Origin of the sequence: Microcoleus sp. LAD1_D5 (assembly GCF_036702115.1) — a bacterium.
Lineage (GTDB): Bacteria > Cyanobacteriota > Cyanobacteriia > Cyanobacteriales > Microcoleaceae > Microcoleus.
Genome location: NZ_JAUBSA010000100.1, coordinates 1 through 16,241, shown reverse-complemented (window position 1 = coordinate 16,241; position 16,241 = coordinate 1). Strand labels below are relative to the sequence as shown.

Annotated in this window: 14 protein-coding genes and 1 pseudogene; 7 read left to right on the top strand and 8 right to left on the bottom strand. The window is 45.8% G+C overall.

The window, feature by feature from the left end; all coding sequences use genetic code 11:
- Together QUA70_RS25900 and QUA70_RS25895 are read left to right on the top strand one after the other, a co-directional pair.
- A pseudogene (locus tag QUA70_RS25900) lies at nt 1-353 on the top strand (hypothetical protein); the annotation flags it as partial.
- Nucleotides 354-440: 87 nt separating this feature from the next.
- Nucleotides 441-1,025, top strand: coding sequence for a Crp/Fnr family transcriptional regulator (locus QUA70_RS25895; protein WP_333350695.1), 585 nt, complete (start codon nt 441-443; stop codon nt 1,023-1,025).
- A gap of 339 nt (nt 1,026-1,364) precedes the next feature.
- Here the strand turns inward: QUA70_RS25895 and QUA70_RS25890 are convergent, their stop codons facing one another.
- Nucleotides 1,365-1,598 carry a hypothetical protein gene (locus tag QUA70_RS25890; protein WP_333350697.1) on the bottom strand — a complete coding sequence of 78 codons (234 nt, stop codon included), beginning with the start codon at nt 1,596-1,598 and terminating at the stop codon, nt 1,365-1,367.
- Nucleotides 1,599-1,708: 110 nt separating this feature from the next.
- On the opposite strand from QUA70_RS25890, the gene QUA70_RS25885 reads away from it, so the two are divergent.
- Both QUA70_RS25885 and cysK read left to right on the top strand, forming a co-directional pair.
- Complete coding sequence (locus tag QUA70_RS25885; protein ID WP_333350699.1) at nt 1,709-2,146, top strand: Rrf2 family transcriptional regulator; 438 nt, start codon at nt 1,709-1,711, stop codon at nt 2,144-2,146.
- Between the two features lie 18 nt (nt 2,147-2,164).
- On the top strand, nt 2,165-3,145 hold the full coding sequence (gene cysK, locus QUA70_RS25880; RefSeq protein WP_333350701.1) for a cysteine synthase A: 981 nt from the start codon (nt 2,165-2,167) through the stop codon (nt 3,143-3,145).
- Nucleotides 3,146-3,223: 78 nt separating this feature from the next.
- Here cysK and QUA70_RS25875 read toward each other — a convergent pair whose 3' ends face one another.
- From QUA70_RS25875 to QUA70_RS25860, 4 genes are all read right to left on the bottom strand, one after another.
- The gene (locus QUA70_RS25875) at nt 3,224-4,018 is read right to left on the bottom strand and encodes a sulfite exporter TauE/SafE family protein (RefSeq protein WP_333350703.1); all 795 of its coding nucleotides are present in this window, start codon (nt 4,016-4,018) and stop codon (nt 3,224-3,226) included.
- Nucleotides 4,019-4,650: 632 nt separating this feature from the next.
- Nucleotides 4,651-5,103: a DUF732 domain-containing protein gene (locus QUA70_RS25870; protein WP_333324876.1), complete on the bottom strand. Its 453-nt coding sequence runs from the start codon at nt 5,101-5,103 to the stop codon at nt 4,651-4,653.
- A 153-nt stretch (nt 5,104-5,256) separates the two neighbouring features.
- Entirely contained in the window at nt 5,257-6,594 is a 1,338-nt protein-coding gene (locus tag QUA70_RS25865; RefSeq protein ID WP_333350704.1) for an alkaline phosphatase PhoX, read from the bottom strand.
- 676 nt (nt 6,595-7,270) lie between these two features.
- On the bottom strand, nt 7,271-8,473 hold the full coding sequence (locus QUA70_RS25860; protein WP_333350706.1) for an EAL domain-containing response regulator: 1,203 nt from the start codon (nt 8,471-8,473) through the stop codon (nt 7,271-7,273).
- A gap of 420 nt (nt 8,474-8,893) precedes the next feature.
- Here QUA70_RS25860 and QUA70_RS25855 point away from each other — a divergent pair, with 420 nt between their 5' ends.
- Complete coding sequence (locus tag QUA70_RS25855; RefSeq protein WP_333350708.1) at nt 8,894-9,409, top strand: heme-binding protein; 516 nt, start codon at nt 8,894-8,896, stop codon at nt 9,407-9,409.
- On the opposite strand, the gene QUA70_RS25850 is transcribed toward QUA70_RS25855, so the two are convergent.
- The 3 genes from QUA70_RS25850 to QUA70_RS25840 all read right to left on the bottom strand — a co-directional run bounded on the left by QUA70_RS25850 (nt 9,396) and on the right by QUA70_RS25840 (nt 12,180).
- Nucleotides 9,396-9,812, bottom strand: coding sequence for a secondary thiamine-phosphate synthase enzyme YjbQ (locus tag QUA70_RS25850; protein WP_242718954.1), 417 nt, complete (start codon nt 9,810-9,812; stop codon nt 9,396-9,398). The genes QUA70_RS25855 and QUA70_RS25850 overlap by 14 nt on opposite strands.
- Before the next feature lie 96 nt (nt 9,813-9,908).
- Complete coding sequence (locus QUA70_RS25845; RefSeq protein ID WP_333350710.1) at nt 9,909-11,009, bottom strand: glycosyl transferase; 1,101 nt, start codon at nt 11,007-11,009, stop codon at nt 9,909-9,911.
- A gap of 157 nt (nt 11,010-11,166) precedes the next feature.
- Nucleotides 11,167-12,180, bottom strand: a complete 1,014-nt coding sequence (locus tag QUA70_RS25840) for a hypothetical protein (RefSeq protein ID WP_333324886.1) — start codon at nt 12,178-12,180, stop codon at nt 11,167-11,169.
- 122 nt (nt 12,181-12,302) lie between these two features.
- On the opposite strand from QUA70_RS25840, the gene QUA70_RS25835 reads away from it, so the two are divergent.
- Complete coding sequence (locus tag QUA70_RS25835; protein WP_333324888.1) at nt 12,303-12,869, top strand: hypothetical protein; 567 nt, start codon at nt 12,303-12,305, stop codon at nt 12,867-12,869.
- Nucleotides 12,870-13,634: 765 nt separating this feature from the next.
- On the top strand, nt 13,635-16,103 hold the full coding sequence (locus tag QUA70_RS25830; protein ID WP_333350712.1) for an ATP-dependent Clp protease ATP-binding subunit: 2,469 nt from the start codon (nt 13,635-13,637) through the stop codon (nt 16,101-16,103).
- The last annotated feature ends 138 nt before the right edge of the window (nt 16,104-16,241 follow it).

The following is a 16,241-nucleotide window of genomic DNA, read 5'->3' as shown; positions in this document are numbered from 1 at the left end:
GTTCTGAGTGCAATTTATCTCACTTAGCCCCAGTCTCCCATAAAATAGGTACTTTATTTCCGCCATGCTGTACTAGCGATTGCACAGTTGTGGGAATTCCCGGCCGCATTATCTCTCGGAAAAAGCAGGTGGAAGATCCTCTAAATTCTCAAGCCCTACCGGATTTGGAAGCTCAAGCGATTCGAGCTTTGTTCGATAGAATTAAGGATTTAGAAGAGCAGGTTGATTTTTTGAAATCTCAATTATCTCCGCTCAAAACCACTCAATCAGAGCAAGCAGAGGTCGAAAAACATGAATTATTCCTGTCTTCTGATTTATTCATTACACAGTTTTTAGACGGTGCAGGAATCTAGTAAAGATTTAATTTATATAGATTTTTGCCAGCCACACTATCCTGCTGTCATTGGACAAACTAACTTTTATTCTTTCAGTAACTGGCTATGACTATTGCTTCTATTTCCACTAAAACTTTTGATGAAACGAGCAGACATATATTTTCTCGTCGCTCGCACTTGCCCAACAGAAGCAATGCTCTGTGGCGAATTGAAACTGGAGTAGTGCGAACTGTAACGTGGCTTGAAGATGGCACAATTATCACCTTGGGATTGTGGGGGCCTGGTGATACGATCGGCAAACCGATATCAAAATGCGATCCTTTTCAAATGGAATGCCTCACTAAAGTCGAGGCAATTTTACTATGTGGCGATCGCTGGCTAAATAGAGATATTTTGCTCAATCACATTCAGCAGGCTGAAGAATTTATGGTAATGCGAGGTTACAAAAGAGTTGATTTTATGCTCTATCAACTATTAACCTGGCTGGCTAAGAGGTTTGGTTCTGAGGTAGAGCAAGGACATTTAATCGATATGATTTTAACGCATCAGGACATTGCAGAAATTATCGGTACAAGTCGCGTAACTGTCACTCGTACCCTCGGTCATTTTGAGCAGCAAGGCTTGATTGATCGTCTGCCGCTCCACCAGATTATTCTACAACCTTCCGAGGTGTGGCACTACGAAATATAAAAGGTTATTAACTGTTAATAGTTTACGAGCGGCGATGTAGATGATAGGAATGCGGGGCAAAAGAATTTCTTCGGTGACAAGGCGATATTCGAGCAAATTCACAGTTCTCTAGACAACAAATAATTTGTATCGAATGTGCGTTAAATTTTCTCCTCGAATCGTCAATAAGTTTAAAGGCAAGTGCGACGATCGCACTTGCTTTTCTGTTTCTCCTGATTTCTTTCTTCTCACTGCCAACAGATGCGATATCTCGCACCTGTTGACTGCCGTTAAGTAGGCGAGTATGAATAAACTTAACGATGAGACAGCATATATCCGCCTACCTACTTAGCAGTTACTTTAAGGCGGGGGTATTGCCTCTAAAATACTCGCTCCCTGCAACATTTGAGACTTTGGGGATCTACCCGCTTCGGGGTGTTCCCAAGACGGTGCAAAGGGTGGAACCAAGAAGGAGCAAGCTTTCCACCCACCCTGTACCCCCACGCCGAGCATCAGGCAGTTTCCGCCCCTGTGCCCGTGCTGCTCGTAATACCGACAGTGCCGACAGCTTAAACCTACATTTACGTTGCTCACGGGATTTCTCCAACCGTTTTTGTAATAAAAATATACTAACACCTGTATATCTACCGGAATTATGTACTATTATATAATGTACAATTTAAACTCGATCGCCAGTAGGGAATGTGGAACTATCTTCTAGAGTAGAATATGCCCTGTTAGCGCTCTTGGAACTGGCGAGCCACCACCCGAAGGATTCGCCCCTAACAGTAAACGAAATTACTGCTTCACAAGAGATACCGGAACGCTATCTAGACCAAATTCTTGCCGTGCTGCGGCTTGCAAGTATTGTCCAGAGTTTGCGGGGAGCTAAAGGCGGTTATTTGCTGGCGAAAGAGCCTTGGCAGATTACTTTGCTAGAGGTGTTTTCGACACTCGAAGGATCCGGCAGCGGCCCGACCCAAAAAGTTTCGGAATCTGTAACAATAGAAAAAAGTGCGGTGCTAGAAATCTGGCAGGAAGCTCGACAGGCATCTTGGGCGGTTTTGGGCAAATACACATTACAAGATTTGTGCGAACAGCGGGATGTTCGCAAACAAGCACATCCCATGTACTACATTTAATTGGAGAGAAATTAAGCCATGAGAATTGCTAAGGATGTTACAGGAATAATTGGCAGAACTCCTTTAGTTCAGCTCAATAAAATTCCCCAATCGGAAGGAGTAGTTGCTCAAATTGTGGCCAAATTGGAAGGGATGAATCCGGCTGCTTCGGTGAAAGATCGGATTGCGGCGAGCATGATTCAGGCGGCAGAAGAGGCGGGATTAATTCAACCGGGGAAAACTATTTTAGTTGAACCGACTTCAGGCAATACTGGAATAGCTTTGGCAATGATCGCGGCGGCGAAAGGGTACAGTCTGATTTTAACGATGCCGGATACGATGAGTACGGAACGCCGATCGATGTTAAAAGCTTACGGAGCTCGGTTGGAATTAACTCCGGGACATGAAGGGATGTTAAGCGCGATCGCCCGTGCGGAAGAAATTGTAGAAGAAACCCCCAATGCTTTCATGCTGCAACAGTTTCGCAACCCCGCTAATCCAAAAATTCACCGGGCAACCACGGCCGAGGAAATTTGGGAAGATACAGAGGGTAAAGTAGATTTTTTAGTTGCTGGAGTTGGCACCGGCGGTACGATTACGGGAGTTGCTGAGGTAATTAAACAGCGGAAACCGAGTTTTAAGGCGATCGCAGTTGAACCAGCCACCAGCCCCGTGCTTTCTGGAGGAAAATCTGGTGCTCACAAAATTCAAGGGATTGGCGCAGGATTCATCCCGGAAGTGTTGAAACCAGAGTTAATTGATGAGGTGATCGCAGTTAGCGACGCAGATGCGATCGCTTACAGCCGTCGGCTTGCCAGAGAAGAAGGATTGTTGTCAGGAATTTCTGCAGGCGCCGCTTTGTGTGCCGCAATTCAAGTCGGCAAGCGTCCCGAAAATGCTGGAAAATTGATAGTTTTTGTGCAGCCTTCTTATGGCGAACGCTACCTCAGTACAGTCTTGTTCAAAGACTTAGAATTGCCGAGAGTCAGCGAAATCGAAGCATTAGTCAGCAATTATTGAATTGTCGTAGAGGCGATCGTCCCGTGGTTGCCAAACCTACAAATTTGGGGTAGGTATTCTTGGCACTACCCCTACTTTTCAGACGTGATACAACTTCCAACTAGCCATCGCCAACCTTCCGTAAATCACAAACTTTAGCGGGCGTTGAGGCATAACTTGGCAGAATTTAGCCCCTACCAAAACTCCCGGCACCGAACCCAACCAAATTGGCAAAACTAAACTCCAGTTTACTGTTCCGAGGCTGAGGTGTCCCAGAGATGTAAACATCAACAAAATTGCCGGCTGCGAAATATCTGTACCCACCAATTTAGAAGTATCCAGGCGGAAAAAAGCAATCAGCAACAGTGCAAACATCGCGCCCGAAGACACGCTAGTGATTCCCACTATGCAGCCTAATATTGCTGCCGCACTCACAGTACAAATACGGCCATAATTTGTATTTAATTCCCATTCTGGCGGCGAAGGTAATTTAAAATTAGGGAAAAATGTTTTCAGCAGTAATTGCGTCAGCGATAAAGCGACAATTAGGGCGATCGCTACTCCGAGAAAGCGCAGCAATATGCTGTCTAAGTCCTGATTTCCGCTGGATTTGATGCAGTGTAAAATCCACACGCCACTCAGCGAACCGGGCACGCTCCCCAAAGCCAGCCACTTAACTACTTGCAAGTCGAGGGTTTTTGGCTGCCAGTGTTTGAAGCCGCCAACAACTTTCATCAGTGTGGCCGCTACGACATCCGAACTAATAGCAATTGATGCCGGAACCTGGAAGACAAAAATTAACATTGGGGTGATGAGCGAGGCTCCGCCGACTCCGGTCAAACCAACCAGAATGCCCACAAAAAAGCTGAGAAATGATAGTAATAAGTAGTTCACTGTTATGACCAAAAACTGTGTATTTAAGCGCTGCCAACCAACAAATAGATGATTTTGGCGGCTACTGCCACACAGTAACATAGGGAAAATTTAATCCGCGATTCAATATTTTTTTCGGAAACTTTGCTCTTAAACGCTGACAATTAACCTCGGGTTCAGCTACCATTTCAGTTTTAAAACTAACGATATACCAATAAATAAATCAACATAAATTATAGGAAAATTTTTCCTATAATTCTTATTTTAGCCGATGTGACTGATTTAAAAACGTCGATTTATTCATGGTTTATATTTTGTATTATACCTTGAATTGACAAGGGTCGCCGATAAAACAAAGCAGAGGTTAACCGACTGCTTACCCGAAAAAAAATCGGGAGTATCGAAAACCTTAAAATACAGCGTATTCCAGGTTTATGAAGTACACCTGGAATACGCTGCATCCAATTGCCAGAAGCAACCAGCCTCGGATTTTTTTAAACCAGACTTCCTTAAAGCCCTTCAAAATCTAGTTACTTCCTTGCTTTTTGTGACTGGCAAACTGACCTCACAGAGGCAATCTGAGCCACTTTTCCTACTCCTGAACGGCCAGTAATGGCAGAGGCGAGGCGATCGCTCCACACAGACTTCCTTGCTCAGTCGTGAAACTCAGGGCAGTAATATTTAGGAGCCAGAGCGTTAAGCGCATCAACTTCAGCATTGCCTTGAGGTTGCAGCAAGTCGATCGACATTCCCCCACTGAGCGCATTACATATCCTGCGCGCACGTTCGATAGCAGCTTGGGGATTTCGCTGAAGGCGAGACACGGCATCGGATGAGGATGACTTGAGCCGTTTGCTCAACGATTGTTGGTAATTATTAATAAAAGCCTGATCATTTGGCTGTAAAGCGATCGGGCGACCACTGCTACTACGTCCACAAAGCTTACCTAAGTCGATCGTTCGACCATCACTCGTCTGTATATAGCAAACGTAATCAACCGGTGTTTGAGCGACTGAACCACTAGATTGACATAGGTCAACGGCAAAGGCGATCGACAGCATTACCAAAGAATAAAACACTCGTTTCGACTGGCTGACATATTGCACTAATCTTCAAACTCCCATCCTTTTCTTTCTAATCTTATAGAGAACCCACACCGGATGTTGTCACAATCCGGCGTGATTCACCATATTCTGCATAGTGCGAACATAAGAGCGTTTTACAGGCAAATAAAATGCTCGCACTACAAGACAGTAATGTTATGCTCCTCGTTGAGACTTCCAAGGACCCCAAATGGCAAACGTGATGCCTGGGGTTTGGATATTAACGAACATAGTATTACCATCCGGCGAGAAGCAGGCTCCGGCAAACTCGCTATCGTTGATAGCATTTTTTGCCAGACGATACAGTTCCCCGTTGGGAGTTACACCCACCACGAACTGCTCATCATCGCCATCTTCGCAAATGATCAGATCACCATAAGGTGCCACAACAATGTTGTCAGGACCATCGAGTTCCTCAGCCGATTTAGCCTCAACAAAAAGTTCGATCGCATCTTGATCGGGAAGATACCGCCAAACCTGACCAAATCCGTTCGGTCTGCCATTAGCATCAACAGAGCCACCGTCGGAACAACAGAAGTAAACTTCACGATTGCCGTACCAGATGCCTTCCCCACGAGTAAACTGGGCAGCACCTTTACCGAAACCTTCGACCCGTACCGTATCCGTAGCAGGGTCAGGATTGTCAATTGTCACCCATTCCACCGGCATCGGTTTGCGCTTGGGAAAGCCGGCAAAAGTCTTTGCCTGAGGCATATTCTTAATCTTCAGCGCTTGCAGAGTGCCCCCGGCGCTTAAATTCTTCACTTCATTGGGGATAAAGCGATACAAAAGGCCATCTCTTTGGTCTTCAGTCTCGTACACAATTCCGGTTTTGGGGTCGATCGCCACCGCTTCATGGTTAAACCGTCCCATTGCAACTAAAGGTACGGGATTCACAGGAACCGTTGCGAGAGCCGGAACTTCAAAGTTGTAGCCGTGAGATTTGGAGACATTTGTCGCATGGCCCGGTGCTCTATTAGTCGCCACAGTCGAGGTATTCTCCTCGGAAGTAATCCAAGAACCCCAGGGAGTCGGGCCGCCCGCACAATTTCGATAGGTGCCACTAAGCGAAGTGTAGTGGTTGACGAGCTGACGATTGGGGCCAACCTGTAGTGTGGTTGTCCCGCCTTTGCAAAGAGGATCGTAAGGATTGGGGCCCACAACTTGTGTTGTAGAATTCGGACTCAATTCGTGATTGCGAACTAAAATCACCGTGTTTTGGGGACCTGGGAAAGCCGCCATGCCATCGTGACCACCGGGCACAGGGGAACCGTCGCTCATCATTTCGCCCGTTCGTGAAAAAGCCCGATACTGAAACCCACGGGGTAAATCTAACAATCCATTCGGATCGGCTATGAGAGGGCCATACCCTCCCCCAAATACTGATTGACCATTGGCCTTTCTGGCATAAAGCGCTTCTAGAGGAGACATCATCAAAGTGCCAGCAGCGCTTGCTCCTGCCAAGGTAAAAAACTTTCGTCGTGATAGTTGCATCAGCTTTTCCGGTGAATTAAACAAAGCATACTAAACCTGCATCAAGACCAAGATAAGGTTGGTTTAACTTTTCATTAAGGTTGTCTCATAGTTGTTAAAAGTCAATCCCCGCGGCTCGTAAATCCTCGACGAACCTGACTGTTCGTTGCTCTGCCTGTTCAGCCCATTGACGTTTTTTTTACTAGGGAGTTGTAGGGTAGACAGCAAGTTAATCAGCCTTATAGAAAAACATTTCCCTAAAATGAATGTAGGTTTCTTGAATTTTACAAATTTAGGATAACTCCTAACATTTATGAGACTTTAGTTGCCGTATTAAGTTTGTAAATTTGCGATAGTATACATTTTTTTTAACAGCTTATCTTTTTTCTACCTCTACTCAGATAATAGCCATTTCAAAAGTGAGATCATCCCCTCCGCGTGAGTTCCTTCTCCGAGTACCTGTGCTTGTACTTTACCAAACTGCATCATAACGCCGCGTTCTCCAGCGTTGAGAATGACAAAAAACTTTGAAATAATAGCTCAAAAAACTATCACTAGAGCTGGTTTAACTGCTAGGTCAACCTCTTTATTTTTTTATTTATTGATTTGAGGAAGTCAACGTTAATGCGGGATTCTCAAGCCATCTTACACCCCGATTGCACTTAATTATCCCATCAATATTGACTGAATAGATATTCTATTTTCCTGCCACCAACAACTGTTCAAAATCCGCTGCTGCCAAAGGAGGGCTAAACAAATATCCTTGCATTATATCGCACTTATAACGCCATAGAAAATCTTTTTCTGCTTCTGTCTCAACTCCTTCGGCAATTACCTCAAGACAGAGACTGTGCGCCATTTCAATAATAGCTTTCACAATCGCTGCATTTGTGCAACCATCGGTGATATTGCTGATAAAACAGCGGTCTATTTTTAAAGTATCGAAGGGGTATTGCGTCAGATAGCTTAAAGAAGAATACCCAGTTCCGAAATCGTCAAGAGATATACAAACTCCCAAATTTTTCAAGTGTTGCAAAGTCGCGATCGCACTTTCGGCATCTTCTACCATCAAACTTTCTGTCAGCTCTAATTCCAAACTGCTCGCTTTCAAACCAGTTTCTGCTAGAATTTGGGCAACTCTGCTGCTGAGATCCGGTTGGTGAAATTGGCGCGGCGACAGATTCACAGCTATTCGGAGCGAAAAACCAGCATTTTGCCAAACTTGCATTTGCTTGCAAGCTGTCTGCAAAACCCACTCCCCTAACTGTACAATGAAGCCAGTTTCTTCGGCATGGGGAATAAATTCTGCGGGTGAAATTAGCCCTTTTTCTGGATGTACCCAGCGCACTAAAGCTTCTGCGCTCATAATTTTACCTGTCTGGACATTGACTTGCGGCTGATAGTAAACTTGGAATTCTTCTCGTTCCAGTGCGTTGCACAAACTGGTTTTTATCTGCTCTAATTTGTCTGCTGTATTTTGGATAAATTCGCTGGCTTGCGATTGCAAAATACTGTACTGTTCGGCGACAGCTTCTTGTTTTTTCAAGCGGCTCGAGATCGCGCCCACAAGTTCAGCTTTACTAAAAGGTTTAGTCAGGTAATCATCTGCTCCCAATTCCATACCTTGCCGCATTTCAGAGCGATCGGCTTTACCTGTCAGAAAAACAAAAGGTACTGTAGCAGTAACAGGATTCGATCGCAAGGCCACCAGCACCCCATATCCGTCAAGTTCTGGCATCATCACGTCGCAAATAATCACGTCGGGAACATTTGACACCGCCGCATATAAACCTTGCGATCCATTTTCTGCACCCGTCACGTCGAAACCTTCAGCTTTGAGGAGTTTGAGAATATTCTCCCGAATTACTTGCTCGTCCTCAATCACTAGAATCTTTTTCATACATCATTCCCTGAAAGCAGTATAATTGACAGGCGTTACTGAACGCGATAAGCGTGGCAATAACTGAGAACGCACAGCTCGATGGCCCCAACAGCCGAATATTTTCCGACACAAATAGCAAACGCCTGAAAAACGCTAATTTTTCAAGCACAACTAGATTAATGTTTCTCTGCTTACTCAGTGCCGTCCGTATTATTACGAGGTTAATTAATAATCTCTAAACTAATTCTAGGCGATCGACAGTTAGCAGCGCCTTAAATAACTGCTAAACTAATTGTGCCACCTGAACGATTGTCTGCAAACAATCTCAGCCTATTTATACCAGTTGCCAAAAACCATGCAACTGCAAGCAAGTTCCAAACCCTTGCGGAGTCAGTTTTCCCCATTCTTCAATGTAAAATCTCAACTTTTAAATCTCAAATGGTATTACCTACTGGATTCCCTGAACCCGCACAGATTGGGGTCATAGAAGTTAAGCAATATCCTCAGTACCGCGCTGTCACCTACACCCACGCTGGCGATTTGCGACAAGCAACTGGCATCGCCTTCAATCCCTTATTTCAACACATCAGCAACAACCAAATTGCGATGACAACGCCAGTAGAAGCACGCTACACGGAAAATTCCGCGCAAATCGATGCGGTTCCCCAAGCAAAAGTTTCGTTCCTCTATCCCGAACCAAATATCGCCCCCAGCAGCGTTAACTCCGCTGTAGAAGTCACAGATACTTCTCCGATGATGGTTGTCAGCATCGGCGTGGGCGGGGCCTACACTTGGGAAAGCTACGAAAATAACCTCCAGAAACTCCAAGATTGGCTTCAAGAACATCCTGAATACGAAATAGTCGGCCCGCCGCGCCGCTTTTTTTACAATTCCCCGATGACGCCGGAAACAACTAAAATCAGCGAGGTACAAATTCCGATCAAGTGCCGCTGACGTGAACAACTAATTCGCGAATGTGGCCCCGCTGGCGGTGTTCCCACAGGTAAATTCCCTGCCAAGTTCCTAACAGCAACCTGCCGCGATCGATCGGGATTTGTTCAGAAGTATGAGTCAGCGCAGTGCGAATATGCGCCGGCATATCGTCTGGGCCTTCCGCATCGTGAATGTAGCGATCGCCCTCCGGTACCAGTTTAGCCAAAAAGTTAGCCAAATCCTTAAGTACATCCGGGTCAGCATTTTCTTGAATCACCAAACTAGCAGAAGTATGGCGCAGAAATAAACTACAAAGTCCCGTTTTAATACCTGAATTCGCCACCACATCTTCTATCTTAGGAGTGATTTTGCCCAAAGATTTCCCTGTAGTTTGAATCTTGAGTATCTGTTGATAGTGATTCATTCGATTTTAGATTTGAGATTTTGGATGAAACTGATGCAAAAGTCTTCTGTCGGCGGAGGTAGACTTTGTTTGTGTAAGATCGATTTCTAATCGCACTTATGAAAAGTAGTCTACAACAGCTTGGGCGATCGCCTCGGTACCATTTTTATCCAATTTACCCGACAAACGGGGCGGATGCAGCGGTTTTCGCAAAAACTCCCAATCCCCCTCAAAAAACTCCGCCGCCGTCAAAATTTGATGTTCCGCATAATTTTGAATCCCTTCCAGCAACACCGCAGCTTCTGCAAACCCTTCTCTCATTATAGAAACAACAGGTATTTCCAAGCGCAAAGCTTCCGCAAAAGTGCTGTATCCCGGTTTAGAAACTAAGCGCCCGCAGACAGGCATAATATCGACCGGACGCGGTAAAATCGGGAAAGATTGTGCAAACTCCTGATTTTTGACATTAATCAAATTCGGCAAATCGGGAGCTCCCGCATCAAAAGTAATAAATTGCCAGTCGCTAAATTGCTGTAAATTTTGATAAGGAATTTCCTCTAAACCCAGTCCGCCGAAAGTTAACAATACAGTTTTTTCCAGTGGTGTTTCGATGTCGAATACTTCCCGAATTTTTTCGTTACTGTAGCGAGGATTGCCGCCAGTCAAGCCCACATCTTGAATATTTGGGAAAGCTGCCATCGGTTCGTGCAAAGGAAGACGAAAAAGCCGATCGCACATTCCGAAACACTCACCAATCCAATCTGCAATTTCTACAAATTCCCCGCCCCAATCTCGATAGATAAAATCCCACCCAAAATTGCTCATCATCCAGCAAGGAACCCCAGCCGCTGCCGCCATTCGCGTTGCCAAAGGAGGAATATCTGCCAGCACCAAACCCACCCGATTTTGCTTGATAAAATTAACTTCGCTGGCAATTAGGGAATTTTGCTTTTTCCGAATTTCCCGCAATTTTTCCAGCGTCGCGTCTTTATCCATATTCAAACTGTCAGCTTGCACGACTCCGACATCAAAAGCGCGGGGACGGTGGATAAAGTCGCCACCAATATAAGATTCTAGCAGCCAGCGAGGTGCTGTTGTTGTGATAATTAGTAAAATATCTGGATTTAATTCTTGAATTTTTGCAGCTACGGACGAGACTCGGACAGCGTGGCCGAATCCGTGATTTGTGATGGCAATATATAATGTTGGTCGAGACATTGATAATAGGGAATTGGGAATAGGGAATAGGGAATTGGGCATCGGGCATCGGGAATTGGAGGTAGAGACTGGAAGGCAACAATGCCAAGCTTCAAGCGACGCCCAACCAACAATGACACAATTAATAACTAATGACTATCGAATATGCAATAACTCATCAATCGGACGCGCCCTCATGCCAAACAGGCAATTGATTAATCTTGTCCAGCGTTATATCTACATACTGTTTACCCTCCGTCGCCAGATTTTCCCCAAAATATCCCTCATCGCCGTCGTGCTTGTGAGGACCGCTCAAAGCTTCTGCATAGCGGCCTTGCAAACGAGCTTGATTGAAAGGAGAAGTCGCGTACCAGTACCAGCGACTCGGAAAAACTATGCCGCCAATATCCTCAATTGAATCGCGAGTGCCACGAAAATGGAAAACGCGATCGGCTTCTGCAAAACCATTTTCCCCCGAAAACACGCCCCCAACCGAAACAACCGTAATTTCTGCCTTCAGCCATTCTTTAAGATAGCGAGTAGCACCCAAAGCCACTTGTGCGCCGCCGCTAGTGCCAATTAAAATAACTTTCAAAGGTTGTTGAGAATTAACTGAAATGGGAGATTGAGCATTCATGCGCTCGATAATTGCATTAGCTATTCCCTGATTGTATGCAAAGCCGTAGCGATAATCTAGAGAAATTGCAAACCTCCAGAGATTGCGAATTTTAATGAATATATCCCCCGCAATCGGTCCTTTTTTTGCCTGTTCTGCAAACCGCCAAAAAGGAGCTAGCCATCGCTCTCCTCCTAAACTTTTGTTAGACGCTGAGTAAGGAAAAACATCGCCCACTGCTACGCACTGCGGGTGACTTTTAACTAAACGCTTGAGAAACAACTCTTCGCCCGGGGTTAATTCGTCCCCCGAAAAATCGCCAACTCCCGTTAAAAAGATGATATAACAATTGAGTGGCGAAGACTTACGCGCTTCTAGATTGCCCTTGTTAGAGGGCAATATCTCCGGCGGATTTTTCTTAATACCAAACGTTTCGGCACTTTGATTCAGCCACCATATAACAGTCCCCACCGGCGAAAGAATTCCCCAAATTATTAGGATTACACCTGCGATGAGCAACAAATTTAAACTTCGCCCCCGCAGCCACGCAAGTATCCGTAAAATCAATCTTAGCATTTAATAAAATCTGGTAGAATGCCAATTAATTAGCTAATTACGTAGAAATAGTTCGGTGATTCTGCTGTATTAGAGCTTATTTTGTAAAAGTTGTCAACTATCTTGAGGAGCAGGAGTTTAACGTGAAGGGAGAAGATTCAATTGCAGGTTTGGGCGCAACGCTTTGGAACGCACTTTCTTTGAACGGCAATTTTTACGAAAAAACTCCCTACACTGGCCGAACTAAGCGAATAGCTTTAACAATTGTAATTTTAGCTGCGCTGTCCCGCGTGTTAGGCAGTGCTGTCATCTTGTTAATCAACCGAACTGAGCTATCAGTATTATTTCTAGGACTTTTGATAGAGGGTTTGGCCGTCGCGGGGGGTTATTATTTTTGGACTTTCACTATCTTTAAAATCGGGGAGTGGCTGAAACCGGGTCACGTAACTTATAGGGAGTTGTTGGTTCCGATCGGCTTTGCCTACGCCCCCCAAGCGCTGAATTTCTTAACCTTAATTCCCTTGCTGGGAGAAGGAATAGAGCGCATATTAGCTGTGTGGAGTTTGCTAGCTGTAATTGTGGCGGTTCGCCAAGGTTTGGATATTAAAACTCGCTGGGCGGTGTTAATTTGTTTTGTGGGTTGGCCGTTGATTCAAATTGCGATCGGCTTTGTGGAAGTAATTGAACAGTTGCTTTCACGGTGGCTTTAAAAGTAGCAAGTTGTAATAATTAAAAATGCCAAAGTACAAAAAAAGTACATTTCACAAGGTTTCCTGATTTCTCCGGCAAGTATGCGAGCCACAGGTGCAGATAGAGTTATGGTGCGTGACTATTTAGGCATTCTGCACTTGCTCGAATCTATTTAAAGTCACGCACCCTACGTTGGGTATATCGAGTTATGGTGGGTGACGATTGAAACCTTGTGCACCTGCTCGAATCTATTCGCAGTCACGCACCATAAATTTGCTTTAAAAGAGGATAAAATTGTCAGGCTTAAAAAACCCAAAAGCACAAAAAAACTGTCGGCTCAACTCCGGGTAATTTCTCCGGCAAGTATGTAAATAATAGCAACTGAAAAACGCCGCCAATTTTGCCATTGCGAGCCGGAGATCCCACAATACCTTTAACCTGTTAAAATAAAATTGCTTTGGGGCGAAATACTCTGCATCGCAGCGCGTCATTGCAAACAAAAGCATTTCTCGCTCGTACTCGAAGCAGTTTCGCTTGCTTTCTTTGAGAGAATGCTTGACAGGGTGGCCGTGGGAAAGTAGATTGAGGCACAGCAGATAGCATGATTATTGACGGCAACCACACCCCTACTATTCGGGTCTCCCCACTGTCCCTCCTCCCTTAGCAAGATACATTGTTAGAGAAGGAAATACACAAAAATTTACATCTATAATTTGTGTAATGTTCCAAATCGCTCCTCACCAGCAGCGATACAGCCCTCGCCAAGACAGTAGGATAGAAAAAATATGTTTGAACGCTTTACAGAACAAGCCATTAAAGCAATCATGCTAGCCCAAGAGGAAGCGCGGCGCCTCGGTCACAATTTTGTAGGCACCGAGCAAATTCTTCTGGGACTCGTCGGCGAAGGCACTGGCATCGCTGCAAAAGTATTACTGGATATGGGCCTCAACTTGAAAGAGGCGCGCAATGAAATCGAAAATATCATCGGTAGAGGTTCTGGGTTCCTCCCGCCAGAAATTCCTTTTACGCCCCGCGTTAAGCGCATTTTTGAGACGGCGCTTAACGAAGCGCGGCAGTTAGGCCACAATTACATCGGCACCGAGCACATCCTGCTAGGGCTGATTCAGGACGATGAAGGGGTGGCGGCGAAGGTGCTGCAAAACTTGGGGATCGATCGCCAGAGAGTCCGCACCCAGGTAATTCGTGCCGTGGGAGAAGTCGCGGCGGTACCCGGAGGCAGAGGAGATAGCGGCGATCGCAAAATCCCGACTTTAGAAGAATTTGGCACAAACCTGACCAAGTTAGCCGCAGCCGGCAAACTCGATCCCGTAGTGGGCCGCGAAAATGAAATCGAGCGCGTGATCCAAGTGCTCGGCCGCCGCACGAAGAACAATCCAGTGTTAGTAGGCGAACCGGGAGTCGGCAAAACAGCCCTCGCCGAAGGCTTAGCCCAGCGAATTGTTAACAGAAACGTCCCGGAAATTTTAGAAGACAAACAAGTAATCAGCCTCGATATGGGTTCGCTGATTGCTGGTACAAAGTTCCGAGGCGAATTTGAAGAACGGCTGACGAAAATCATGGCCGAAATTCGTGCTGCCGGCAACATCATTCTGGTAATTGATGAAATTCACACCTTAGTCGGTGCAGGCGCAATTCAAGGTAGCATGGACGCCTCCAATATGCTCAAACCCGCCCTTGCTAGAGGCGAATTGCAGTGTGTCGGCGCAACTACCTTGGACGAATATCGCAAGCACATCGAGCGCGACGCTGCCTTAGAACGCCGCTTCCAACCGATCAAAGTCGGTGAACCAAGCGTGGCTGAAACAATAGAAATATTGTACGGGTTGCGATCGGCTTATGAACAGCATCACAGACTGACAATTTCCGACGCAGCTTTAGAAGCAGCCGCTACACTGTCAGACAGATACATTAACGATCGGTTTTTGCCAGACAAGGCGATCGACTTAATTGACGAAGCAGGTTCCCGCGTCCGCGTGATGAATTCACAAACCCCGCCCGAAGTTAAAGAACTCAAAAAGCAACTGCCTGCAGTAACAAAAGAAAAAGATGCAGCAGTGCGCGAGCAAGACTTCGACAAAGCTGGAAAATTGCGCGATCGCGAATTAGAAATTGAAGCCGAAATCGCCGCAGCTACGATCAACAAAAGCCAAGTCAAAACTTCTCCCATCGTCACCGAAGAAGACATCGCCCACATCGTGGCTAATTGGACGGGAGTACCAGTCAGCAAGCTGACAGAATCCGAATCGGAATTGCTGCTGCACATGGAAGATACTTTGCACCAGCGTTTGATTGGTCAAGAAGAAGCTGTCAGCGCAGTTTCTCGCGCTATCCGCCGCGCGCGGGTAGGCTTGAAAAATCCCAATCGCCCGATCGCCAGTTTCATCTTTTCCGGCCCCACAGGCGTCGGCAAAACCGAACTTACAAAAGCCCTAGCAACTTATTTCTTCGGTTCCGAAGAAGCCATGATTCGGTTAGATATGTCCGAATTCATGGAACGCCACACGGTTTCCAAACTCATCGGTTCGCCTCCGGGTTACGTTGGGTACGATGAAGGTGGTCAACTAACAGAAGCAGTCCGGCGCCGTCCTTACACAGTCATCTTGTTCGACGAAATCGAAAAAGCTCACCCTGATGTCTTCAACATGATGCTGCAAATCTTGGAAGACGGCCGCTTAACTGATGCTAAAGGTCGGACAGTAGACTTTAAGAATACACTACTGATCATGACCTCAAACATCGGTTCGCGAGTGATTGAAAAAGGTGGCGGCGGTCTCGGTTTCGAGTTTGCTGACAGTGCCACAGACGTTCAGTACAACCGCGTTCGCAGTTTGGTAAACGAAGAACTGAAACAGTTTTTCCGTCCCGAATTTATCAACCGCTTGGATGAGATTATCGTCTTCCGCCAGTTGAACAGGGAAGAAGTGAAGCAGATTGCGGACATTATGTTGCAGCAAGTCTTCAGCCGCTTAACCGAACAGGGTATTACTTTGTCGGTGACAGACCGGTTCAAGGACTTGTTAGTTACAGAAGGCTACAATCCCAGCTACGGTGCTCGACCTTTGCGCCGCGCAATCATGCGGTTGTTGGAAGATGTACTGGCTGAGGAAATGCTGTCTGGGAAGCTGAAAGACGGCCAAAAGGCGATCGTTGATGTGGATGAAAACGGTCAGGTTAAGGTAGTACCCGATGGTTCATCTGAGCCGAAATTGCCCGAATTCGCATTAAGCCATTAATGCACTCTACAAACGGATAAACACTGTTGATTAAAAACCCGGTTTCTCGGAGAAACCGGGTTTTTAATTAGGGCTTGCTGAAAAAGTGAGAAAACAGCATTTAGAAAGATGAGTGAATTCGAGTTCTCCTCGGCAATA